General features: G+C 49.1%; 23 protein-coding genes and 1 pseudogene. 21 read left to right on the top strand and 3 right to left on the bottom strand.

Annotated features, from left to right (window positions below):
* The first annotated feature begins 65 nt into the window (after window positions 1-65).
* The 11 genes from BMY60_RS10015 to BMY60_RS09975 all read left to right on the top strand — a co-directional run bounded on the left by BMY60_RS10015 (window position 66) and on the right by BMY60_RS09975 (window position 12,205).
* Window positions 66-728, top strand: coding sequence for a hypothetical protein (locus BMY60_RS10015; RefSeq protein WP_090333343.1), 663 nt, complete (start codon window positions 66-68; stop codon window positions 726-728).
* Window positions 729-1,502: 774 nt separating this feature from the next.
* Entirely contained in the window at window positions 1,503-1,715 is a 213-nt protein-coding gene (locus BMY60_RS16300; RefSeq protein ID WP_256250791.1) for a hypothetical protein, read from the top strand.
* Complete coding sequence (locus tag BMY60_RS16295; RefSeq protein ID WP_256250790.1) at window positions 1,691-2,038, top strand: hypothetical protein; 348 nt, start codon at window positions 1,691-1,693, stop codon at window positions 2,036-2,038. The genes BMY60_RS16300 and BMY60_RS16295 overlap by 25 nt, the downstream gene beginning before the upstream one ends.
* A gap of 101 nt (window positions 2,039-2,139) precedes the next feature.
* Window positions 2,140-2,601 carry a hypothetical protein gene (locus tag BMY60_RS16290; RefSeq protein WP_256250789.1) on the top strand — a complete coding sequence of 154 codons (462 nt, stop codon included), beginning with the start codon at window positions 2,140-2,142 and terminating at the stop codon, window positions 2,599-2,601.
* A 122-nt stretch (window positions 2,602-2,723) separates the two neighbouring features.
* The gene (locus tag BMY60_RS10005) at window positions 2,724-5,357 is read left to right on the top strand and encodes a sensor histidine kinase (RefSeq protein ID WP_090333342.1); all 2,634 of its coding nucleotides are present in this window, start codon (window positions 2,724-2,726) and stop codon (window positions 5,355-5,357) included.
* On the top strand, window positions 5,314-5,751 hold the full coding sequence (locus BMY60_RS10000) for a response regulator (protein ID WP_090333340.1): 438 nt from the start codon (window positions 5,314-5,316) through the stop codon (window positions 5,749-5,751). The genes BMY60_RS10005 and BMY60_RS10000 overlap by 44 nt, the downstream gene beginning before the upstream one ends.
* A gap of 21 nt (window positions 5,752-5,772) precedes the next feature.
* On the top strand, window positions 5,773-8,238 hold the full coding sequence (locus BMY60_RS09995) for an EAL domain-containing protein (protein ID WP_090333339.1): 2,466 nt from the start codon (window positions 5,773-5,775) through the stop codon (window positions 8,236-8,238).
* A gap of 290 nt (window positions 8,239-8,528) precedes the next feature.
* Complete coding sequence (locus tag BMY60_RS09990; protein WP_090333338.1) at window positions 8,529-9,098, top strand: acyloxyacyl hydrolase; 570 nt, start codon at window positions 8,529-8,531, stop codon at window positions 9,096-9,098.
* A 15-nt stretch (window positions 9,099-9,113) separates the two neighbouring features.
* Window positions 9,114-9,329, top strand: a complete 216-nt coding sequence (locus BMY60_RS09985; protein ID WP_143057416.1) for a DUF3365 domain-containing protein — start codon at window positions 9,114-9,116, stop codon at window positions 9,327-9,329.
* A 143-nt stretch (window positions 9,330-9,472) separates the two neighbouring features.
* On the top strand, window positions 9,473-9,976 hold the full coding sequence (locus BMY60_RS09980; RefSeq protein WP_090333334.1) for an OmpA family protein: 504 nt from the start codon (window positions 9,473-9,475) through the stop codon (window positions 9,974-9,976).
* 111 nt (window positions 9,977-10,087) lie between these two features.
* A complete protein-coding gene (locus BMY60_RS09975; RefSeq protein WP_090333333.1) occupies window positions 10,088-12,205 on the top strand; it encodes an ankyrin repeat domain-containing protein in 2,118 nt (705 codons plus the stop codon).
* A 92-nt stretch (window positions 12,206-12,297) separates the two neighbouring features.
* Here BMY60_RS09975 and BMY60_RS09970 read toward each other — a convergent pair whose 3' ends face one another.
* Together BMY60_RS09970 and BMY60_RS09965 are read right to left on the bottom strand one after the other, a co-directional pair.
* Window positions 12,298-12,642: a hypothetical protein gene (locus tag BMY60_RS09970; protein WP_090333331.1), complete on the bottom strand. Its 345-nt coding sequence runs from the start codon at window positions 12,640-12,642 to the stop codon at window positions 12,298-12,300.
* Between the two features lie 250 nt (window positions 12,643-12,892).
* Window positions 12,893-13,096, bottom strand: a complete 204-nt coding sequence (locus BMY60_RS09965; RefSeq protein ID WP_090333329.1) for a DUF2905 domain-containing protein — start codon at window positions 13,094-13,096, stop codon at window positions 12,893-12,895.
* Window positions 13,097-13,438: 342 nt separating this feature from the next.
* Here BMY60_RS09965 and BMY60_RS09960 point away from each other — a divergent pair, with 342 nt between their 5' ends.
* The 3 genes and pseudogenes from BMY60_RS09960 (at window position 13,439) to BMY60_RS09955 (ending at window position 15,126) form a co-directional block, all read left to right on the top strand.
* On the top strand, window positions 13,439-13,825 hold the full coding sequence (locus tag BMY60_RS09960) for a Kae1-like domain-containing protein (protein ID WP_090333328.1): 387 nt from the start codon (window positions 13,439-13,441) through the stop codon (window positions 13,823-13,825).
* 186 nt (window positions 13,826-14,011) lie between these two features.
* Window positions 14,012-14,134 (top strand): annotated as a pseudogene (locus BMY60_RS16690) (hypothetical protein); the annotation flags it as partial.
* Between the two features lie 137 nt (window positions 14,135-14,271).
* Complete coding sequence (locus BMY60_RS09955) at window positions 14,272-15,126, top strand: Hsp33 family molecular chaperone HslO (protein ID WP_090333326.1); 855 nt, start codon at window positions 14,272-14,274, stop codon at window positions 15,124-15,126.
* On the opposite strand, the gene BMY60_RS16285 is transcribed toward BMY60_RS09955, so the two are convergent.
* A complete protein-coding gene (locus BMY60_RS16285; RefSeq protein ID WP_256250788.1) occupies window positions 15,113-15,247 on the bottom strand; it encodes a hypothetical protein in 135 nt (44 codons plus the stop codon). The genes BMY60_RS09955 and BMY60_RS16285 overlap by 14 nt on opposite strands.
* 123 nt (window positions 15,248-15,370) lie before the next feature.
* On the opposite strand from BMY60_RS16285, the gene BMY60_RS09950 reads away from it, so the two are divergent.
* The 7 genes from BMY60_RS09950 to BMY60_RS09920 all read left to right on the top strand — a co-directional run bounded on the left by BMY60_RS09950 (window position 15,371) and on the right by BMY60_RS09920 (window position 22,463).
* Window positions 15,371-15,877: a hypothetical protein gene (locus tag BMY60_RS09950; protein WP_090333324.1), complete on the top strand. Its 507-nt coding sequence runs from the start codon at window positions 15,371-15,373 to the stop codon at window positions 15,875-15,877.
* 252 nt (window positions 15,878-16,129) lie between these two features.
* On the top strand, window positions 16,130-17,053 hold the full coding sequence (locus tag BMY60_RS09945; RefSeq protein WP_090333358.1) for a branched-chain amino acid transaminase: 924 nt from the start codon (window positions 16,130-16,132) through the stop codon (window positions 17,051-17,053).
* 24 nt (window positions 17,054-17,077) lie between these two features.
* Window positions 17,078-17,281: a zinc-finger domain-containing protein gene (locus tag BMY60_RS09940; protein WP_090333323.1), complete on the top strand. Its 204-nt coding sequence runs from the start codon at window positions 17,078-17,080 to the stop codon at window positions 17,279-17,281.
* 42 nt (window positions 17,282-17,323) lie between these two features.
* Window positions 17,324-18,712, top strand: a complete 1,389-nt coding sequence (locus BMY60_RS09935; protein ID WP_090333321.1) for a phosphomannomutase/phosphoglucomutase — start codon at window positions 17,324-17,326, stop codon at window positions 18,710-18,712.
* Window positions 18,713-18,737: 25 nt separating this feature from the next.
* On the top strand, window positions 18,738-20,354 hold the full coding sequence (locus BMY60_RS09930) for an NAD+ synthase (RefSeq protein ID WP_090333320.1): 1,617 nt from the start codon (window positions 18,738-18,740) through the stop codon (window positions 20,352-20,354).
* A gap of 109 nt (window positions 20,355-20,463) precedes the next feature.
* A complete protein-coding gene (locus BMY60_RS09925) occupies window positions 20,464-21,168 on the top strand; it encodes a c-type cytochrome (protein ID WP_256250787.1) in 705 nt (234 codons plus the stop codon).
* On the top strand, window positions 21,165-22,463 hold the full coding sequence (locus tag BMY60_RS09920) for a c-type cytochrome (protein WP_090333318.1): 1,299 nt from the start codon (window positions 21,165-21,167) through the stop codon (window positions 22,461-22,463). The genes BMY60_RS09925 and BMY60_RS09920 overlap by 4 nt, the downstream gene beginning before the upstream one ends.
* Window positions 22,464-22,773 lie beyond the last annotated feature (310 nt).

Genomic DNA, 22,773 nt, shown 5'->3' with positions numbered 1-22,773 from the left:
ACGCTCAAGTTTTCATTCCGAAAAATTCAGCGTGTCTTTTTTTGTCATTTTGTCGGGCTTGAATCATGGGAAAAATAGACTTCACTGTGCTAATCAAACAGCCAGAAGATGATCGGAAAATAGCTGAAAATACCCCGAACCAGGCAAAAAGTCGGGCAGTGCCCGACCAGTTTCCGACCGATTGTACAAAGTCGGGCAATCGTAATAATATGAATAAAAATAATAATAAAGCTTCCGCCCGACTTGCCCGACTTGCCCGACCAAAAAATGAAGGGGGTGGAATTTTTAACGATCAATCACCCGCCCCGGAGGGGTTTGCAGCAAGAAAATTACGCGCAGCAAATTTGCATCCAATAGCGGTTTGTTTATTACTTTCTGTTGCAAAAAAGATACAGTGTGAAGACGAAGAAATATTTCATGAACTGATTAGACTTGAAACCATGTTACCGATAGAACAGGTTAAGACATGGGCAAAGTATGCAGTAGAAAGCGGAATTGATCCATACCGTATAATTTATCCATTCATCCAATCACCCGGCAAGGGTAATGACTGCACGGGATGTCAGCACCTGGACATGACCTACGCCGGACAACCCGGTAAAAGCCGTAAGGTGTATCAGTGGCAATGCAAGAAACAACACCCGATACTTGAAGCCTACCACTTGCGTGAACGTGTATTGATTGCACCTGTTGAGTGCACCGACTACCAGAAACTATCAACCAGTTGACAGACCAGGGGGCGGGTTAAAAGTCTACAGCTCATAGCCAAGAGACCGATCGCCTAGAGAGGCGTGCAAAACCGCGTAATTAAATAGGGGGGTGGTCAAGTGAACGGTGATCAATCTGGTAAGAGAAAGACTATTTAATAAAATTATTAAATAGTGGTCAGGGATCAACAGGGAGGGCGGGTAAAAAGTCTGTAGGTTACAGCCGAGAGACCGACTGCCTAGATAGATTTTTGTGGAGTGTAATTTTTGAGGGGGGGTACACCCCTTCTTTTGGACTGTGCAGGTACTTCCAGGCATTAAACCTGTGAGGGTAATTCGAACCGTAGTTATTTTTTAGTTTGTTGTTTCTGAACATATGCAACTTACCTGTTATCTGATCCACAAAAAAATGGATCAGGCCATATTTCGTCAGGGTAGATTCAGTGATTAAAAATTAGGCAATAAAACAAAAACAGGGGTAACTTTAGGGGTAACTTTCAAATATATGAAAATAAATATATATATAAAACAATGGGTTACATTGCCAATATGAATGACGCCTTCGCCATAATTTAGTTATATATCATTAACTTATAAAATTAATACTGCCCATATTTTGGGATAGATTGGTCAGCATTTAGCGACGTTTTTTGCACAATTTTTGTGCGCATTTATAAACCGATACGACTATTTTTTCAAAAGAAAAAATAGTCGTATCGCTGTAAAAATTGCACTGCTTTAATGTATGTGCGTTCAAAATCTGGGATGATTGTCAATTTATAGTTGATATCACCTATGTCCACGCACAAATGGCAATTCACATCCAGATTCCGCTACCATGCATTTGGCTGGAATTCAAAACTGCCAATTCAACGGATAAAGGAAGCTTTATCTGAAATTAAATCGTTTACTCGAAAAGATCCAATTCTTGCGGCAGAAGGCGCAGTAATGCTACTGGAAAAACTGTCACCGGCATTGGAACAGTGGATAGCTCATCGGGTGCGATAGGCACTGCTGTCAATCGCGCAATCGATACGCTGGTTCCAATTATCGCAAAAGCAGATGTGGGCATTAAAGCTCGAAAACGTTGGCTTGACCGGCTTTGGACTGCATTTCAGGATGATGAAATTCCGTATCTCGAGTGTTTGGGCGATTACTGGGGTGAATTATGTGTGACCAAGGAAATGGCATCTTCCTTGGCTGATGAGCTGTTGCCCTTTCTCGAAAATAACTGGGGTCCTGCATCGACCGGCCATGGTTATTTTAAAGGCACGAGTGTCTGTTTTCATTATATTCTGCAGGCCGATACGATGAACTGCTTACGACGCTAATTGACAAGGCGCCATACAAATGATGGCACGATCGCCAATGGGGTGTTAAAGTTCTGGTCGCCATAAACAAAAAAGCGGAAGCGATCCTGCTTTCATCCGGTATGACTGAAGAAGCCTATCGTCGTTATGCTATTGCAGCTAATCAAACTACGACCAATCTTGCCAAGTTTCGCGCAATTGTTAAGAAATATCCACACAAACCAGCTGAAGAAATTCTGCAGGACTTGATCGCCAGTTTATTCAATTTGGCAATTGAACTGGTCACATCCAGTCCAACTGATCCCCGCACGTTAACCCGGGCAGTTCAAGATTTTCGCGATGAAAACCCCGTCTTTGCTATTGAATCTGGACTGGCTGCGTTGAAATGGCTATCGCTTGGTCATGGTTATGAGATCAAGAGCGCTGATGTACTTAGCGCTTATTCGGCTGTCATGGATGACGGCCTGCACCTGGATTCTGAATCGACTAATTATGGAATGATAGCAATGCGCTGGGTAGTTTACTTGTTCTTTATACGATATCTTATCCTGGTTGGAAAATGCCGGAGGTGCTATTTAAGCTGAGAGCGTTTCTTACACGCACCTCCGGCAATGGCCGTATCCAAGCTTTTCGCTTTAATTTTTGAAAGCCTGAACAAGTTTCAAGGGAGACAACACTGTCGTCACGGTATTGAGGGTGGACATTTATGACATCGAATTTAAGAAGCGCATTAAGAAGCACATTGAGCTGGCAATTCACAGGGCGCTTCTTGCGGTTGTCGGTACCGTTAGTTTTAGTGTTGGCCGTTGTGCTATGGCTTATTTATCGAACCCAGACGGCTGCCACACTGATCGTTATGGAAATCAACGAACAGCAATCGATACAGCTTGCCAGCCAGACTATCGATGCTGTTTTCGGTGTATTACGCGGTGACGCGCTGTATCTTGCGGAAAGCTCGTCGTTACAGCAATGGCTCGATACTGCAACTCAAGCGGCCCGATCACATCTCCATGCGGATTTTCTGGCATTTGTGCGCCACCGGCGTCTCTATGATCAGGTCCGTTTTCTGGATGGACAGGGTCAAGAGGTAGTACGTGTTAACTGGAATGACGGCCGGCCTGAGGTGATTGCAAGGGAGCAGCTGCAAACCAAACAGGGTCGTTATTATGTGAGAAATACTCTTGTCCTTAACAAAGGAACCGTTTTTTTATCGGCATTTGATCTTAATGTTGAAAATGGCGTCATTGAACAGCCCATCAAGCCGACGATACGTTTAAGCACGCCGGTTTTCGACAGCGAGGGTCTAAAACGCGGTATTGTCGTGCTGAACTACCGTGGGCAGCGCCTGCTGGATCGTCTGCGCGCTATCGGCGAAAACAATCCTGGCGGTCTTTGGCTCCTCAACGAAAAAAGCTACTGGTTGCTCGGCCCGCGCCCGGAAGTGGAGTGGGGCTTTATGTATCCAGACCGGGAAACGATGCGCTTTGATCATGAATACGGGGAGGCTGTTTGGTTGTCGATGCTGCACGGGCCTCAGATCGGTCAACGGTCAAACGAACAAGGATTGTTTACCTATCGCAGAATAATGCCAAAGAAACCACAGATAGCATCGACAGAATCAGAGGATTATGCTGGTGGAGAGCAGTGGATAGCGGTTGCGCATGTGCCGCGTGCAACTATTAACGCAAGTACAGCCGGACAGGTTCGCAATCTTACCATTGCATTTATGGTATTAACCCCTTTGCTGGTACTGTTGAGCGGCATCATTACCTATCATGGTATGCGCCGCCGGCAGGCAGAAGCCAAAGCGCAAGCCAGCGAAGAACGGTATCGCGGCCTGCTCGAGTCGGCACCAGACGCTATTGTCATCGCGAATAGTAAAGGGCGTGTTACCATGGCTAACGCTCAGACTGAAAAGTGGTTTGGTTATAACCGTGATGATTTGATCGGGCAACCAATAGAGAAACTGGTGCCCGATCGGTTTCGTGCAGCACATCCCGCTCACCGGCAAAATTATCTTGCCAGCCCAGTTGTCCGCCCCATGGGCGCTGGCCTTGAACTGTATGGCAGACGCAAGGACGGTAGTGAATTTCCGGTGGAAATCAGCTTAAGTCCGTTGCAGACGGATCAGGGTGTGCTGGTGACCAGTATCATTCGTGATATTACGGCACGCAAACATGCTGAAGAAGCGCAGGAACAGACATGGATGCGCTACCAGAAGCTGGTCAATAATCTGCCTGTGGGCGTGTATCGCAACAAACCCGATCAGACGGGGAGATTTCTGGAAGCGAATCAGGCCATGGCGGATATTTTAGAAGCGGAGTCTATTGAGCAATTGCTCGCATATCCTTTCAGCGAATTGTATTGTGATCCTGCCGATCGAAAAACTTTCATCGATACGGTAATGGGCCAGGGACATGTTCACAATCATGAGGTCCGTTTGAAGACATTGCGGGGACGCGAGTTTCATGCTGCGCTAACTGCCGTGATGAAGAAAGATGTCACCGATGAGATCTATTTCGACGGTATTTTGGAAGACGTCAGCGAACGCAAGGAAGCTGAACGCAAGATCCGGCAGTTAAATGACGGTTTGCGCGCCCGCTCTGTGGCGCTGGAAACAATAAACCAGGAACTCGAAGCTTTCAGCTATTCTGTTTCCCATGATTTGCGCGCACCGTTGCGGGCGATCGATGGTTTCAGCCGTACATTGCTCAATGAATATACCGATCGCCTGGATGAAAAAGGACGGGACCGGCTTTGCAGGGTCCGCGCCGCCGCGCAGCGTATGGCGAATCTTATTGATGATTTGCTCAAGCTGTCGCGCATTACCCGTGCGGAACTTAAACGGGAATCGGTCGATCTATCACAGCTTGCCGGCGAAGTAATCGCGCTGTTGCGCGAGGACGAGCCGGAACGAACCGTAAGGTTTTCGATACAGCCCGGAATGATTGCGCACGGCGATGCGCGTTTGCTGCGCGTGGTTATGGATAATCTGCTGGGCAATGCCTGGAAATTTACCAATCACCGTGCCGAAGCTGCGATTGAAGTTGGCTGTAATCCTGATGAAACGTTAACGTATTTTGTGCGTGATAACGGCGCCGGATTTGATATGGCTTATGCTGATAAATTGTTCGGCGCTTTTCAGCGGCTGCACGATGCCAGCGAATTTTCAGGCACCGGCATCGGGCTGGCAACTGTACAGCGTGTAATCCACAAGCACGGCGGACGCATCTGGGCCAGAAGTGCCGTGGATCAGGGCGCTGTTTTCTATTTTACATTGAATGAGCAAAAAACGAATGCGAAAAAAGATAATACTGCTGGTGGAAGACAACCCGGATGATGAATTACTCATGCTGGATGCGTTAGTGGCGAATCGAGTCAATAACGAGATAATTGTGGCGCGTAACGGTGTTGAAGCGCTCGATTATCTGTTTGGCGAAGGTGCTTATGCCGGACGCAAAATGATGGATTGGCCGGCAGTCGTGCTGCTGGATTTAAAACTGCCCAAGATAAGCGGCCTGGAAGTGTTGCGCCGTATTCGTGCGGATGAGCGCACCCGGTTGCTGCCGGTAGTCATTCTGACATCGTCCGATGAGGAAGAAGACCGGATCAAAGGCTATACATTCGGCGCCAACAGCTATGTACGCAAGCCTGTGGATTTTGATCAATTTATCAAAGCAGCGGGACAACTGGGGCTCTACTGGTTGTTGCTGAATGAACCGCCGCCGGTCTGACAGAAAACAGGGGTTAAATTTATGTCGAATAGGCAAAATCATGCAACGCCTTTGCGTGTATTGCTCATTGAAGATGTGGAAGACGATGCGCAATTGCTGGTAGACCACCTCGAGTCAGAAGGATTGGCGCTTGACTGGCGGCGGATTGACACCGAACGCGATGTGATTGCGGGGCTGCAGGAATCGTGGGATATTGTTGTCTCGGATTTTTCCATGCCCAATTTGAGCGGTACTCGCGCGCTTGAGATCGTTCGTCAGCACGACCCCGATATACCTTTTATTTTCGTTTCGGCAACGATCGGTGAAGAAATTGCTGTGAAAGCCATGAAAAGCGGCGCACAGGATTATATCATGAAGGACAATCTGGCCCGCCTGCTGCCGGCGATCGAGCGCGAGCTCCGTGATGCGCATGTGCGCCGGGAACGCCGTCATGCAGAGCAAATCCTGCGCAAACTGTCGTTAGCTGTCAGGCAGACTACTGACAGTGTCTTTATTACAGACGCCAGTGGGTGCATCGAATATGTCAATCCGGCTTTTGAAGAGCTTACCGGCTATACGGCCGATGAGATCAAAGGACGCACATCGGCCGTATTCAGTTCCGGCAGACATGACGCCGTTTTTTTTCAGCAACTATGGCGCACTATTACCCGTGGCGACCTTTTCAAAGGCACGTTGATCAACCGCCGCAAAAACGGAGAATTGTTTTTTGAAGAAAAGGTGATTACGCCTTTGAAGGATGCAGATGGGCGCATTACACATTTTGTGTCTACCGGCAGAGATGTCACTGCGCGCGTGCGTGCCGAGGAAGCAAATACCCGCCTCGTCTCCATTCTGGAGGCTACGCCTGATCTGGTTGCTATTTTTGGGCAGGAAGGTCTTCTTCGCTATCTGAACCAGGCGGGACGCCGGCTTCTCGGTATAAACGCCGGAGAGGAAGTCAGTGCGCGTTATATGCACGACCTGGTTGTTGAAGGCTCCGCCCGGCAGCGCATGTCTCAAGCGCTGTCAGCTGTGCGCGAGCACGGTGTCTGGCACGGAGAAACTGTTTTACGGATTGCTGAAGAAAAAGAATTGCCTGTTTCACAGGTCGTGCTGGCGCACCGGAATACCGACGGTGCGATCGAGTATCTGTCGACTATCATGCGGGATATTTCTGAGCGCAAGCATTACGAGGCGCAGCTGCAATATCAGAGCACCCATGACCGCCTCACCGACTTGCCGAACCGGTTTTATCTTATGGACCGTTTAACTTCAGCGCTGGAATATGCAAAACGGCATGGCGAATATGTCGCAGTACTGTTTCTCGATCTAAATAATTTTAAACGAATCAATGATAATCTGGGTCATTCAGCTGGCGATTCCCTGTTGCGGCAAGTGGCGCAACGGTTAAAAAGCTGCTTTCGATCAAATGATACGGTTGCGCGGCATGGCGGCGATGAATTCACCGTTGTGGCAAGCGCGATAAAAAATTCGGAAGACGTGCTTGTTTTGTTGCAAAAACTGCATGCGGTGTTCGAACGCCCCGTGGTTATCAACGCACAAAACATCTATATCACTTTGAGTATCGGTATTGCCTTGTATCCGCACGACGGGGACCAGATAGAGGAACTGCTGCATCATGCCGACATTGCCATGTACCGGGCCAAATCGAGTGGGCCGAACCAATATCGTTTTTATGCATCCGATATGAACGCGCGCAGCCATGAATTATTGGCGCTAGAGTCAGATTTGCGTCTTGCTTTAGAGCATGAGCAATTCTTACTGTATTACCAGCCCCAGCTGGATTTACGCAGTGACCGTATTATCGGCATAGAAGGATTGATCCGCTGGCAGCATCCGGTACGTGGGCTCATATCACCTGCTGATTTTGTGCCTTTGCTGGAAAATTCAGGCATGATTATTCCTGTCGGTGAGTGGGTATTGCGCCAAGCTTGCAGCGCACACCGTACCTTGCGTGAAGCGGGTTTTGATAATTTTCGCGTCTCTATTAATGTTTCAGCTGCGCAATTTAATGATGATTATTTGTTCGAAAGAGTGAACCGTATATTGCAGGATGAACAAATGCCTCAGCAAATGCTGGAACTGGAAATCACGGAAAATATCCTCATGAAGGATCCGGTGAGCGCCGCAGAAGTGCTGCGAGCAATAAACGCACTGGGAGTCAGGGTCGCGATTGATGATTTTGGAACCGGATACTCATCTCTTGCCTACTTAAAACGTTTTCCGCTCGATGTGTTGAAAATCGACCAGACTTTTGTGAGCGATCTTGCCAATGATCCAAGCGATGCTGCAATCGTTGAAGCAAGCATCTCGCTGGCACACAAGCTCGATCTTGAGGTGATTGCAGAAGGCGTTGAAACCGCGAAACAATTAAGGTTTATGCGTACCCACAACTGTGATATGGCGCAAGGATATTATTTCAGCCAACCCTTGCCCTGGCCTGAATTAGTGAATTTGTACAAAGAAAATAATATGGACAGAAATTAACAGATTCTGCAGCAAAGCAACCGCGCTAGCATTGGCCGGTTTTTTTAATTCCAAACTTGCATTGCATCCCGCCAGACGCGCCCAATTGTCACACTTGTTTATTCGCGGCTCCTTATTATAATAAAATGCTGTACACAGCGGCGGCTATGAGTCCGTCAGGATTGACTCACGCCGGCGAATCGGCGAAGCTGTAACTGTATTGGCTGTTCAGGTTATCGGTCTGTTAAAAACGGTAACATATTTGAATAAACAGTATTTACTGGCTGTTAAAAATCGGGTGGTGATGTGGTATGTCGGTTTCGTCTGTGCGGCAGATATTGATTGTGTTGTGTTTGACTGTGTTCTTGATGCAGGCGTCACTTGCCGGCGAGAACGGAAAGCTGCCGGGTGCCGGGCTGATTCATCAATTGAAATTCGGTGTGCTGGCGCATGATGTGGGTGATCTTTGGAGCGGGTTTCACCGCGAGAACGGTGTCGATCTGAATATTGAAGTCGTGCTGGCCCCATCCATGGATGTATTGGGCGGCACGCTGCGGCCTGCGCTGGGCGGCTCAATCAATACGAACGGCGATACCTCTAAAGGATATCTCGACATTTTGTGGCAATATAATTTCAGTTCGGGTATTTTTGTTGTTACCGGTGTCGGCGCTGCCGTTCATGATGGAAAACTTCATGCGTCGCATGTCGATAGAAAAGCGCTGGGCTCGCGTGTACTTTTTCACATACCACTTGAAATCGGTTATTTTCTGACGCCGAGAACAACTTTTTCCGTTTATTTTGACCATATTTCCAATGCCTATACGGCACGGGAAAACGAGGGAATGGACACCCTGGGTGCGCGTTTGGGTTATATTTTTTAAATGTTGGGAGGAATCATGCGCAACATTAATTTTGCAATCCTGCTATTGTTATTATCCGCTGACCTGGCTGCGGAAAATGCTAACACGGTACAGCTTGAAGAAAAATCAAAACAGCTGGCCGCGCTGGCAGAAAAATATCCTCAGGATGCGGCTACCGGCTACAAGCCGGGGAAGTTGCGCGGTGCATTTACGATTTCAAAGACTCTGGATAAAAGTCAGGACCGACTATAAGGGCTGAGGTGCCAGCCGCCAGCAGTTTGTGTCAAAAATGGCACTTGGAGCTTGCTTGTGTCCGGTTGACCGCTATGAGCGCTCAACACCTCGGGTAATTTCTGGATTGGGGAGTTTTAGTTTTGTTTGCAGATGGAACGGCAATGATGAAGAAAACTGCGTATATTGTGTTTTTATTGGTGCTGCTGGTCGCCGGGTGCGCAAGTCAGTATAGCAACAGACAATTGCTTGAACTGCTTGACGGCATGGGTTTCCGTACGGCGCAGCACGATAAGGGTGTGGTTGTGTTTTTACCCGAGGTATATTTTGAGTTTGACAGCAGCCGGTTAACCGCCGTTGCACAGGGAAAGCTGTCAGACATCAGCTCCGTTTTGACTGATCCCAGAGCATCTAACAGACGGATTCTGGTTGAAGGGCATACGGACGCAATCGGTAGCGGTGCTTATAACGAAACATTGTCCTTGAATCGCGCCAATGCGGTCGCAGACGCTTTGGTGATCAACGGTGTCGATAACCAGAGAGTCACCCGGCGCGGCTATGGTAAAAAATATCCGATAGCGCCTAATACCATGCCAGACGGGCGGGATAATCCTGAAGGGCGTGCTCAGAACCGCAGAGTGGAAATCGTTGTTGTGGACACCAATTGATGTCGACCTTAAATAAACGCGTTCACAAAAGAGAAATGCCGGTAATTGCGCAGTCTTCGGTTATTGTGCTGCCCGTTGACAACAGTTGAAAAACACTGAGAGACTATTGATATGTATAGCCAGTTTTTTAAGTTGCAAAAAAATCCCTTTAGTCAGCTGATCCGGCAAAAAAACATTTATCTGCCCGACAGTCATCAGTTGGTATTCAACCGGTTAACCGAATGCATAGCACAATCGGCAGGCGTTGTCTGCTTGCTGGGACCGGCGGGCGTGGGCAAGTCAACTCTGATCACGCACGCGGTAAAAACAACCGTGCAGGATGGGGCGGATATTATTCATAAAGATTTATCTGCTTTTGTCGACGCCCAGGAATGGTCTGAAGCGTCTCAATATGATTTTTCCAATATTATTGCAGCTGTTCATGAAGACAGTGAGCTTTCTGCGGGCGGTTGCCGAAAAACTGTTTATGTAATGGACGTCACCGACAACATCGATGAAAATGCGCTGGAAAAACTGTTAAAGACCATAGTGCAGCAAAATGCCGGCAATAATTCCGCTTTGCTGATTCTGGCCGGGCGTAACAGCCTGGAGCAGCCGCTCAACGCAGCGCAACAGATGCTGGGCGGCAACCTGTTTCAAGGAATCTATTATCTGGATGCCTTTGGCGATGTTGAGGTTGGGGATTATATTGTCCATCGATTTTGCGTTGTGCATTATACCGGGGAGCCGATATTTACCGACGGCGCGATCCGCGCAGTCGCCGCGTTATCATGCGGTATTCCGCGGCATATCAATACGATTTGCGGAATGACGCTGTTTCAGGCGGATAAAGAACACCAATTGACTGTAACAGAGCAAAAGATTGCTGACGCCGCTGAACTCTGCATGCTCGAAGATAACAATGAATCTTTTCCCTTGCTGGGCAGCATGCAAAAGTCCGTCAGCCCTGATCCGGTATCGGCTTTTGCATCGGCCTCGCATTTGGCGCAAGCGCCTGTGGCTGCGCAAAGTCATGCGGGTATTACAAGACGCAGTCGCAACTGGCTTTCGTTTATACGGCTAGGTGCTGTTTCCGCAATTGCGGCCATAGCCACAGTAATTGCATTCCAGTGGTTTTCAGCGCCACAATCTGCCGAAAGCATTGAAAAACCTGTTATGGACGCGCAGTCTGAAACCTGGGTTTCTGCTACTGAATTGCATCCTGGCCATCATGGTGCGTTGAATGAACATCAAGCTGCCGACGAGTTCAAAGCTGCGGGTGTGACTTTCAATGCCGTTGATGCTGACGATAACGGAAATATACTGGATCAATCCACCGAATTACGGGCTTATCTCCCAGATGAGGCGGTTCAGATTCTGCTTGCTAAGGCCGATGTGCTGGCGCAAAACAATCATTTGACATTGCCAAAAGAGAATAATGCGGTAACGACGTATCTGCAGATTCTTGATATTCAGCCGGATAATATCGAGGCGATTCAGGGAATTGAGCGTATTCAGCAACAATTCATACAACAGGCAAAACAAGCCATGGCGCAATCACGCTGGAAAACAGCGAAGTCCAACCTGATCAAAGCAAAGCAGATTGCCGCCGGCGATCATGCTATTGATACCCTGTTAGCCGATGTCAGGGCGCAACAAGTGCAGGCTATGAAGATCAGTCTTAGCCAGACTGTCGATCAACAGGAACTTGCGGCCAAAAAAAGAGCAAATGCGCGCTATAGGCTCAATGAAAAAGGCATTGATTTTGATCTGACGAATTTTTTTCTGCAGGCCGAGCAGGGTAAAACAGACCTGATTGCGTTATTTCTGGATGCAAGTATACCTGTCGACGCGCAGGATGATTCTCTGGGAGATACCGCATTAATGAAAGCAGCTTCTTACGGACATCTGGATGCCGTAAGGCTGATGCTGAAGCGAAAAGCCGATGTCAATAAACAAAACCGTATCGGACGAACCGCACTGATGAACGCCATCGTTTTTGAACAATATGATATTGTCTTTGTCTTGCTCAATCAGGCAGTCGATATCAACATCAGCGATCGAAACGGCTCGAACGCGCTCATGCTCGCCGTCCAGAAGAACCAACCGGCTATCGTCGAGGCAATACTCGGAAAAGGGGTCAATATCCATGCCCGGAATGTGCTGGGCCAGAATGCATTATCCATTGCGCTAAACAGTAGTAACCACGATATCATCTCTCTTTTGCAGTCAACGCATAATATGCGATAAAGCACATTATCAATGTTGCATTGTTTGATCGCTGCAGATTTATATTTGTTTGCAGCGTTTGCAAAGCAAAGGTTGATCCCAGCAGCGTAAACTCACATTTCATGCTCACCAACGGGTTCTTGACCCGTATAAAGCGCATTCCAGTCTGGCGACTGGCTGTTCAAATAGCAATAAACCGGTTTTTCATTGCGTAACAGATCGATAAACCATTCATATTGCCATTTCGGAACAAAAAGAGTGCCGCGTTTACGTTCAGGGATGAATGTGTTAGGCGGTACCGGACTGCTGTCGTCCAGAATATAAATCACGAGATGATAATCGTTTCCTCTGCATAAAATGTATGCAGGAAATTTAGATGTTACCCCGCTTGACGTAGCGGTGAGTTCGCGGGAAATTTTTATTTCGTAAGTTTTGACTTCGAAAGTTACTGTCGTCATTACGTTCCTCCTTCTGAATTGTAAAAATTTGTTTGAGTGGCCGTCGTCAGCAACGCAGGCTAAACTTGTCGCCAAATATCTGTATCAAATCTTATTCGTCAAATAAGGCAGACAGCGGCCGGGGCGATAACGCCAGCCGGATAGTTTATATGCCAGGTATTGACCAGAGCACGGCCAAAGCCCATGATTTTATCGGATTGCCGTTTCAAAAAGCAAAATAACAATTGGAAAATATACTGCGTTACATGATTTATTTTCGCATCCATAACCACAGTAGTACAGACAGAATGATCGATATCAGCAGGCCCGTTGTCAGAGGAAAATAAAACGTAAAATTTTCCTTCTGAATATAAATATCGCCCGGCAGGCGGCCGAACGGTAGTCTGGACAGCAACGGCCAGGCCAGGCCGATAATTAAAAGAATGATCCCGAGAGTAATGAGCAGTTGTTGCATTGATTCTATTAATATGAGAAAACATAGCGATATACCGGTACTCTATCAATATGATATTGTCGTGTACAGTATTACCGTAGTGCTTTGCAGTAAGGCACAGTGCACAGGAAAGGGTTATTCCCTTTTCAAGCAGTGTGACGCGGCTGCAGAGCACCACGGTAACGCCCAGTGGGTGAACTTGTTAGCAGTCTATGGACTGCGTTGTGTTTTTTGGTAATAGAACGCCATTGTCTGCAAGACACGCCTTGCCATGAACACTGACAAGCTCACTGAGCCCGGCAATCATATTGATAGAATACTAGCAAACGGTTTTTATATTCTCAAACAGAATGGAATATCTGCTTGTTTTCGGCTATAGCAATCCTTTCAGCCATTATAGGGGATCTGAGTAGTGCGCAAGCCAGAAAAAAGCCGGACGTTGTTGTTGCACAAATGTGCCGGCGGCTGAAGATCGAACCGGAAATAACGGTACACGACCTGCATCCTGATTTCTACAGCACTACGTTTGCCCGCAGCTTTGCGGCGCAACGGTGCGTTCCTGTTATCGTTGTGCAGCATCATCATGCACATATCGTCGCCGTGTACGCCGAGCATCGGATCACAGAACCCGTACTGGGACTGGGTGCGGACATGACGCCATGGGGTGGTGAATTGTTGTGTGTGGATGGTGCTGATTTCCGGCGTATCGGCCATTTGGCACCGCTGGCGTTGCCGGGCTATTGGGTGTGAACCTGATTCAGTCGAATGAGGCTCAGGCAGCGTGCCCTGCAATAGCTTGCTGAACAAAATGAGCAAAACGGTACGGAAAACGCACTGGAAAACAGCTGCCAGATCACCAGCGATAATACATTGGGTTTTTTGCCATTGCTTTCGGATTTGATGAACAACTAGACTGTCACCAGGGATGTCGCCAGGGCCACTGCATTGTTTTATGCGACATTGTGCATGGGGCTGGCAGAGTGGGTGAGGCAGGCCCCGCAACGGTATGGTATAACACGGCTTGCAACAGGAGGTGGCTGCTTTCATAATAGAGCTTAGCTGCAGGGGCTGATGAACAGGCTTAAAAGCAGCGCGTTATCTATTTTCACAGCCCGGAATATACCTCCTGATGACAGCGCCATCGCTTCGGGGCAGGCATGGGTTGCAATACAAAAAAAGAAAGGTCTGAGCATTCAATGAATAATTATGTACAACGTTTTTTACTGGAGGATCTGGATATTCGTGGCGCAGTCGTGCATCTGGACAGTGTCTGGCGGCAAATGGTGAAAGACCGGAAATATCCTGAACCTGTGATGCAGTTACTTGGCGAGATGAGTGCCGTCACATTGTTGCTGAGCGATCAGCTTAAACAACCTGGACGATTGACCGTACAGCTGCAGGGCGGCGGTCCCGTTTCGATGCTGGTCATCGATTGCGACGAAAGCCTGCATTTGCGGGGTATGGCAAAATATGCCTCAAAAATCAGTGCGCAGCCGGTGCCTGACCTGCTGGGTCATGGCCGGCTGGTGCTGACACTGGACAAGGATTCCATGCGAGAGGCCTACCAAAGCATCGTGCCGCTGGACGGCGGCACCATAGGTGAAATTTTTGAGCATTATTTCAGGCAGTCCGAGCAGCTGTCGTCACGCCTGTTTTTAACAACGTCGAATGCTGCCGTTCTGGGCATTATGCTGCAGAAAATGCCATTGACCGATGCACGCGACCCCGACGGCTGGACGCGAATAGAAACACTTGCGGCAACTAGCTGCGGCGCAGCTATGTTTGCGTGTACCGCTGAAGAAATACTCAGGCGTCTGTTTTTTGAAGAAACCGTACGTATTTTTGAAGCGCAGTCAATCAGCTATGGATGTCAGGAAAATACCGCAAAAATCTGTGAAATGCTGCAGTCACTGGGGCGTGAAGAGGTGAATGCCATTTTGCGCGAACGCGGCGAAGTTATCGTCCATGATGATATCTGCAATCGGGAATATCATTTTGATGCATTGGCGATCGACGCTATTTTTCGCGATGCAGGGCCTACGGTTCACTAAGGAGTCGTTCATAAATAACTGTAACACCTGGATCGCGTCCGGCGGGCACACTGCGGCGTTGTTCGTCGCCGCCGCCATAGCTTGTGCTATGCTCATCCTCCCGCATTGCATTGCATTGCATCCCGCCAGACGCGCCCAATTGTCACACTTATTTATTCGCGGCTCCTAAGTCCGCTGGCGCCGCTCGCTGGCACCGGCTGAAAACCCGGTCATGATGGGTTGCGATGCAAGAAGTTAAGCTGTTATGAAAAAACATCGGGTAGTCGTCAATGATTTAATGCAACAGCGGTTTGCGTATTATCTGACCGAGCCGGTGGGAAAGCATTTTCACTCTGAATTCAGGCCTGATCTGGCGCCCAGGCAGATGCTGCAAATGGGTGTGTTCGGTGGCAAATATATGACAGACTGTGTTGATGAGTTTCCTGCCGATTGGTTTGACAATGCCCGGTTGTGCCATGAGCGGCATGTGCCCGAACTGAATTTTTTTGGTGTCAATGCGTCGCAATCGCTGGCAGTCTGGCGTGAGAAAGGATGGATTCATGCGGATGACCCGCGGGGCTGGTTTCAATGGTATTGCCGCTACTATATGGGGCGCAGATGTTCCGACGATATGCGCCAGATCAAGCGTTGGAAAGCGATGAAGCGGCATGCCGCGCAAATCAAAAAACATTGTTTGAAAGGTGATCTGGGTTGCCGCCGCAGACAAAGACAGGCGCTGCTGAATTGGGCGTACGACAGCCGGGATATCTAGGGGTGCCGTCATGTGTTATGTGCAATTATGCTCAAGCGCTTTGAACAAACAGAATTGCACATAACACAGACGACACCCCCCCCTTTGGCCAATGGGGTGGATGCCGGGTGTTTATATATCCGTAAAACCGTTTATATGACGGTTGCGGATTAATTTTCATCCGGCGCGCTCTTTTATACAGAGAGCATTCAACGCGGCATGAAAAATCAGTTAGAATACGCTTTTTACTGGTCTTTTTTCGGGAGTTTCTGGATGTCAATGGCTGATCGTGACGGCGTTATCTGGTACGACGGCGAAATGGTTCCCTGGCGGGAAGCCAATACGCATGTACTGACGCATACGCTTCACTATGGAATGGGGGTATTTGAAGGGTTGCGCGCCTATGAGACAGCGCAGGGGGCGGCAATATTCCGGTTAAAAGAACACACAGACCGGCTCTTTAATTCGGCGCATATTTTCATGATGAAAATGCCGTATGATAAAGCAACGATCATGCAGGCGCAGTGCGATGTCGTCAAGCAGAATAGCCTGACATCAGGTTATATCCGTCCGATTGTGTTTTACGGTTCCGAAGCCATGGGTCTTGCAGCAACGACACTGTCGGTCCATATCGCCATTGCTGCCTGGTCGTGGGGCACGTATCTGGGTGCCGATAGCCTGGAGACAGGGATTCGTGTCAAAACGTCGTCGTTCACCCGGCACCATGTCAACATCAATATGTGTCGCGCCAAATCGGTAACAACCTACGCCAATTCCATCCTTGCCCACCAGGAAGTGGCATTATGTGGTTACAATGAAGCATTGTTGCTTGATTCTGACGGTTATGTCGCAGAAGGCTCCGGTGAGAATATTTTTATTGTCAAGCACGGTACGATCTACACGCCCGATTTGACATCCTGCCTTGAAGGCATTACCCGCGCATCTGTCATCGAGCTTGCGCTGGAATTGGGTATTCCCGTCGTGGAGAAACGTATTACACGTGATGAAGTCTATTGCGCCGATGAAGCGTTTTTTACCGGTACAGCTGCGGAGGTCACGCCTATATGTGAACTGGACAACCGCGCCATCGGCGGCGGCAAGCGCGGGCCGGTCACGACGCAGTTGCAGGCTTTGTTTTTCGATTGTGTCAAGGGCAAGAGCGCCGGTCATGATGATTGGCTTACATTGGTTGGCTAAGCTGTATTGGAGTATTATATTGTTATGAATCAACAAACGGATAATAAAAACAGAGAAATTGAAATTACGGCCGATGATTTGCCGTTGCATTGCCCGACACCTGAGATGCAACTCTGGAACACGCATCCGCGGGTTTATCTGCCTATAGAAAAATCAGGCGAGGCGCTGTGTCCCTATTGTGGCACCCATTATACGCTCAAAGGGGGTGCGCTTGCGGGGCATCACTGACATGATTAATTTTTGCGTTGAACAACATAGTCGATGAGCGATATGAATGATACGAAACAATCCGTTCCACGTGAGATATTCAAGGCTTATGATATTCGGGGTATCGTCGATCAGAGTCTGACTGCGGCACATGTTGAAGCAATCGGTCATGCAATTGGTTCCGAGGCGCATGCGCGAGGATTGAATTCAATTGCTGTTGGCCGGGATGGACGGCTATCGGGGCCGTCGCTTTCTGAAGCATTGATACGGGGTATTCTCAACAGTGGTGTGGACGTGCTGGATGTCGGTATGGTGGCGACACCGATGCTTTATTACGCTGCGTTTGAGCACTGTAATTTTTCCGGCGTAATGGTAACAGGCAGTCATAATCCCCCGGAATACAACGGTTTTAAAATCGTGCTGGGCGGTGAAACACTGGCGGCGGAATCCATACAGGCGCTGCGTTTGCGTATTGATAATCAGAATCTTGCGCATGGTAATGGCAGTTACGCCAAACGCGATATCGGTGATGATTATATTCAGCGCATTGTCGATGATGTTGGACTCGATCGTCCGATAAAAGTTATTGTTGATTGTGGCAATGGCGTTACAGGTGCCTTCGCCCCCGCACTTTACCGGCAACTGGGCTGTGATGTGCTTGAACTGTTTTGCGATGTCGATGGCGCATTTCCCAATCATCATCCCGATCCGTCGATGCCAGACAATCTGCGCGATGTGATCCATGCGCTTGCCACGACAGATGCTGAAATCGGACTGGCCTTTGACGGTGATGGTGACCGCCTGGGTGTCGTCACCAAAGACGGCAATATTATTTATCCGGATCGTCAACTCATGTTATTTGCTGCGGATGTATTGTCCAGAAATCCTGGAGGGCAGATTATTTTCGATGTCAAATGTACGCGTAATCTGGCGCCGTGGATCGAACAGCATGGCGGCGTGCCTGTCATGTGGAAAACAGGACATTCGTTTATCAAGGCCAAATTAAAGGAAACCAATGCGCTGCTGGCAGGTGAAATGAGCGGGCACTTCTTTATCAGGGAACGATGGTATGGTTTCGATGACGGTTTGTACGCCGGTGCCCGGCTGCTGGAGTTGCTCAGTCATGCTGACAACATGGATGACGTATTAAACAGTCTTCCAGATTCGGTCAATACGCCGGAGTTGCAAATCAGGGTGCGGGAAGGCGAAAACCATGCTCTGATAGCCGAACTTCAGCGGGGTGCACGCTTTGACGCCGCGCAGCAGGTTATTACCATTGACGGATTGCGGGTTGAATATGCCGATGGCTTTGGACTTGCGCGCGCATCCAATACGACTCCCGTCATTGTTTTGCGTTTTGAAGCCGAGAATGTGGCAGCGCTGGAACGCATTCAGCAGGATTTTCGTGACAATATCCTGCGTGTTTTGCCGGATGCTGCATTGCCCTTTTAGTCGGTACGGATGAATCCGCCTATACATGAAGATTGCTATAGCCCAACTCAATCTTACTGTCGGCGATATTGCCGGTAATGCTGCAAAAATAATCGATGCGGCTGAGCAGGCAAAAGAAGCCGGCGCCGAACTGGTTGTAACGCCGGAGCTCGCTTTGTCCGGTTATCCGCCGGCTGATTTGTTGCTGCGAGAAACATTTTATGAACACTGCGCCAATGCGCTGAGCGATCTGGTCCAAGAAATTTCCGGGATTACACTGGTCGTCGGTCATCCGGATTTTCGCAATGGCAAGCTGTATAACTCCGCATCAGTCATCCGGAACGGCGAAATTATAGCGTATCATCATAAGCATATTTTGAATCGTGCGCCTTTTTTTAACGAATACTATTATTTCGATAAAGGTGTGGAGCCTTGCCGGTTTGAAGTGGGCGGTGTTAAGTTCGGTATTCTGATCTGTGCGGATTTCTGGCAGGCGCATACACATGACGATACCACCCTGTTCGATGCGGATGCCGATCATTTGCTGGTGTTGAGCGCTTCCGCATACCATATTAATAAACAGGTCTCCCGTTACCAGCTAACCCAGCAGTTTATCAACAAAACTGGTATCAGCATCATTCATGCCAATCTGGTGGGCGGACAAGATGAGCTGGTGTTTGATGGCGCCTCTTTCGTGATGGACAGGCAAGGCGTGTTGACCCACCAGTTTGCCGAGTTCAAGGAAGAAGTGGTTCTGGTTGAAATCGAAAACCAGGTACCGGTGAACGGGTATATTGAACCGCATTTATCGACGGTTGCCAGTATTTATCAAGCATTGTGCGTGGGGGTGCGGGACTATATCGAGAAGAATAATTTTCCCGGTGTACTCATTGGTTTGTCCGGCGGTATTGATTCGGCATTAACGCTGGCGGTTGCCGTGGATGCGCTGGGCGCTGAGCGGGTGTGGACAGCCATGATGCCCACGCAGTATACATCGAGCTTCAGCCTTGAGGACGCCGGAATCATGGCAAAAACACTGGGTGTTAAACACAGTCAGAGCCTGATCAAGCCGTTGCTTGATCATTTTCTACTGGCGCTGGAAAATGATTTTCAGTTATCGCCCGGAAACAATTATGTGAGTACTGTGCCTGAAAATCTGCAGGCGCGTATACGTGGTACGCTGCTGATGGCATTATCGAATCAAACCGGTTATATCGTTCTGACAACCGGCAACAAATCCGAAATAGCCGTGGGTTATTGCACCTTATATGGTGATATGGCCGGTGGCTTTGCGGTGTTAAAAGATATCAGCAAAACCATGGTTTATCAGTTGTGCAAATACCGTAATCAGATTGCCGAAATTATTCCCCGGCGTATTGTTGAGCGCGCGCCGTCCGCGGAACTGCGTTATAACCAGACCGACCAGGACAGCCTGCCTGCGTATGAGGTGCTTGATGCCGTGATGGAAGCGTATGTTGAAAATAATCTGTCATCTGCGGAAATTATAGAAAAAGGTTTCAGCGAAACGGATGTCCACCGGGTTATACATCTGATCAAGGTTAACGAATACAAGCGCCGCCAGTCACCACCGGGCATCCGTGTCACACAATGTGATTTTGGCACCACCTGGCGGCGCCCCATTACCAACGGATTTGAGCAGTGACTGCGAACGCTGCCGCCATTTGCATTGATTTGACTAAAACAGAGCGGGGTCTGTGTTTATATGTCAATTTATTCACACGACGGCAACCGTGAAAAGCTGCGGTTTTTTTATGATACATCTTGTTTTGATAACGCTGCTTTGGATTGTCTTTGAAGTCAACGCCTCCAATGTCGTACCGGATACTATGGCGGAACGGGTCAAAGCATGCACGGTTTGTCATGGCGAGGCGGGCAGGGCCGGGCAGCATGTCTACTATCCACGTATTGACGGTAAACCGCAGGGATATCTTTTCAATCAGTTGCGCAACTTCAGGGACGGGCGGCGCCACTATCAACCGATGACGATTCTTCTTGAAAATATGTCTGATGCCTACCTGATGGATATTGCGCGTTATTTTTCCGAGCAGGCGTTGCCGGACTATCAGCCCGAGCGGCATCACATGCAATCCGATGAAATTATTTTGGCTGAAAGACTTGTCTTTTCAGGCGATGCGGATCGGGATATTCCGGCCTGCGGCGACTGCCATGGCAGCACGTTAATGGGGAAAGCGCCGTTTATTCCGGGGTTGCTGGGTCTGCCGCGCGCATACTTGTCAGCACAGTTCGGCAGCTGGCGTAACGGTGGGTTGATCCGGGGGCAGGTGTCCGATTGCATGTCAGAGATTGCCACGAAACTGACGGACGCAGAAATTAACGCCGTCGCGAAATGGCTGGCGGCTCAGACTGTTTCAGATAAACCCGGACCGGCGGACACATTGGCGCCCGAACTGGCACACCGGTGCAGCGGCGTTATCCTGGCCGGGCCAGAACAATGAGTTATTGCACACATTTGTCCGATAAGCTTAAAAAACTGACCGTGCTTTTGTTTGCAGGTATTGCGCTGGTACTCCTGGCAATAGACAGAGCTGCATCCGGTAATGCAAACGACCCGTTCGATCCAGCCGGACTCGATTCCCGGCAGCAGCGTGGTGCGTACCTGACACGTGCGGGTAATTGCATGGGATGCCATACCGCCCGTGGCGGACAGCCGTTTGCAGGCGGACGCCGGTTAACCACCTCGTTTGGTGTTTTCGTCACACCCAATATTACGCCTGATAAAGAGACGGGAATCGGTAACTGGTCCGAGATGGATTTCTGGCAGGCACTGCATGAAGGCAAGTCACCGGACGGCCGGTTGCTTTATCCTGCATTTCCCTATACCGAATACACCAAAGTAACGCGGCAGGATGCCGACGCGATTTTCGCCTACCTGCAGTCGCTGCCGGCAGTCAATCAGGCCAATCCGCCGCACGCTATTCGTTTTCCATACAATTTCAGGCCGTTGCTGCATATCTGGCGCGCCTTGTATTTCAAGCCTGGTGAATATGCCCCCGATCCAGCCAGAACAGAACAGTGGAATCGTGGCGCTTATCTGGTTCAGGGGCTGGGACACTGCAATGCCTGTCATACTAACCGCAGCCTGCTGGGCGGAGCAGATGATGAACTGGCGGGCGGACAGATTATGGGCATGAACTGGTATGCGCCGTCACTGACCTCGCATCTTGAAGCCGGCAGCCGCGATTGGACGGTTGATGAAATTGTCGCGTTGCTGTCTGTCGGGATTTCAGAACGCTCGGTAGCGTCAGGCCCCATGGCGACAATTATCAGACAAAGTCTGCAATACTTATCTAAAAGCGATCTTCGGGCGGTGGCTGTGTATCTGCAATCCATTGCGGATAGCGCGTCGGATTATGCGGCCGATACCACGCCGTCAGTTCCTGTCAGCGCATATCCTGATCTGGTGCTGGGCGAATCGCTGTATCAAATCCATTGCCAGGAATGCCATGGCGCGTCCGGAGAGGGTGTGCCGGGAATTTATCCACCGCTGGCGCAAAATCGCAGCGTGATTATGGCGTCTCCGCTCAACACCATTCGCAGCATTCTGGAAGGCGGCTATCCCGCTACCACAAAAGAAAACCCGCGGCCTTACGGCATGCCGCCATTTCAGCAAATGCTGCGGGACCGGGAAATTGCATACATCGTATCGTATATCAGGAATGCCTGGGGCAACAAAGCAGGACGGGTGACGGTATTTGATGTGGAACGCAGCAGGCGTGTTGGAACTGATTGATTTTATGTAAATGTTTCGGTAGACTGGCTGAGGTGGCGTTGTAAATTGTGACTGCTGTTCAGCGGTTCTCTAAATAGGCGCTGAAAATTGTTCCATCACCTTTTCACAAACGCCACGGCGGTTCCATTGGCTATAAGTTATGGCTGTTCTTCAACTTCATGATCATCTCCTTAAACAGTATTACAATCGCCGGGTCTGGTAATCGCCTCTTTTAACCTATTTTCCTCAGTTAGATCTACAAAAATTAGCTCAAACGTAGTAGTGTCAAGGTTTTCGGACTAAAGACAGGAGTCACCCAATGGGTGAAATG

It is taken from the genome of Nitrosomonas sp. Nm51 (assembly GCF_900111165.1).
Taxonomy (GTDB): domain Bacteria; phylum Pseudomonadota; class Gammaproteobacteria; order Burkholderiales; family Nitrosomonadaceae; genus Nitrosomonas.
The sequence above is the reverse complement of the archived record's forward strand: the minus strand, read 5'-3'. Positions and strand labels throughout refer to the sequence as shown.

Bases quoted from the DNA above. Each gene is read 5' to 3' on its own strand.
- BMY60_RS09970 (WP_090333331.1), bottom strand. From the start codon at position 12,642: ATGACGACAGTAACTTTCGAAGTCAAAACTTACGAAATAAAAATTTCC.
- BMY60_RS09925 (WP_256250787.1), top strand. From the start codon at position 20,464: ATGATACATCTTGTTTTGATAACGCTGCTTTGGATTGTCTTTGAAGTC.
- BMY60_RS09940 (WP_090333323.1), top strand. From the start codon at position 17,078: ATGAATCAACAAACGGATAATAAAAACAGAGAAATTGAAATTACGGCC.
- BMY60_RS09930 (WP_090333320.1), top strand. From the start codon at position 18,738: ATGAAGATTGCTATAGCCCAACTCAATCTTACTGTCGGCGATATTGCC.
- BMY60_RS10015 (WP_090333343.1), top strand. From the start codon at position 66: ATGGGAAAAATAGACTTCACTGTGCTAATCAAACAGCCAGAAGATGAT.
- BMY60_RS09920 (WP_090333318.1), top strand. From the start codon at position 21,165: ATGAGTTATTGCACACATTTGTCCGATAAGCTTAAAAAACTGACCGTG.
- BMY60_RS09990 (WP_090333338.1), top strand. From the start codon at position 8,529: ATGTCGGTTTCGTCTGTGCGGCAGATATTGATTGTGTTGTGTTTGACT.
- BMY60_RS10000 (WP_090333340.1), top strand. From the start codon at position 5,314: ATGCGAAAAAAGATAATACTGCTGGTGGAAGACAACCCGGATGATGAA.
- BMY60_RS09965 (WP_090333329.1), bottom strand. From the start codon at position 13,096: ATGCAACAACTGCTCATTACTCTCGGGATCATTCTTTTAATTATCGGC.
- BMY60_RS09945 (WP_090333358.1), top strand. From the start codon at position 16,130: ATGTCAATGGCTGATCGTGACGGCGTTATCTGGTACGACGGCGAAATG.
- BMY60_RS09995 (WP_090333339.1), top strand. From the start codon at position 5,773: ATGTCGAATAGGCAAAATCATGCAACGCCTTTGCGTGTATTGCTCATT.
- BMY60_RS16300 (WP_256250791.1), top strand. From the start codon at position 1,503: ATGTCCACGCACAAATGGCAATTCACATCCAGATTCCGCTACCATGCA.
- BMY60_RS16290 (WP_256250789.1), top strand. From the start codon at position 2,140: ATGACTGAAGAAGCCTATCGTCGTTATGCTATTGCAGCTAATCAAACT.
- BMY60_RS09950 (WP_090333324.1), top strand. From the start codon at position 15,371: ATGAAAAAACATCGGGTAGTCGTCAATGATTTAATGCAACAGCGGTTT.
- BMY60_RS09985 (WP_143057416.1), top strand. From the start codon at position 9,114: ATGCGCAACATTAATTTTGCAATCCTGCTATTGTTATTATCCGCTGAC.
- BMY60_RS09955 (WP_090333326.1), top strand. From the start codon at position 14,272: ATGAATAATTATGTACAACGTTTTTTACTGGAGGATCTGGATATTCGT.
- BMY60_RS16285 (WP_256250788.1), bottom strand. From the start codon at position 15,247: ATGCAATGCAATGCAATGCGGGAGGATGAGCATAGCACAAGCTATGGC.
- BMY60_RS09975 (WP_090333333.1), top strand. From the start codon at position 10,088: ATGTATAGCCAGTTTTTTAAGTTGCAAAAAAATCCCTTTAGTCAGCTG.
- BMY60_RS10005 (WP_090333342.1), top strand. From the start codon at position 2,724: ATGACATCGAATTTAAGAAGCGCATTAAGAAGCACATTGAGCTGGCAA.
- BMY60_RS09935 (WP_090333321.1), top strand. From the start codon at position 17,324: ATGAATGATACGAAACAATCCGTTCCACGTGAGATATTCAAGGCTTAT.
- BMY60_RS09980 (WP_090333334.1), top strand. From the start codon at position 9,473: ATGATGAAGAAAACTGCGTATATTGTGTTTTTATTGGTGCTGCTGGTC.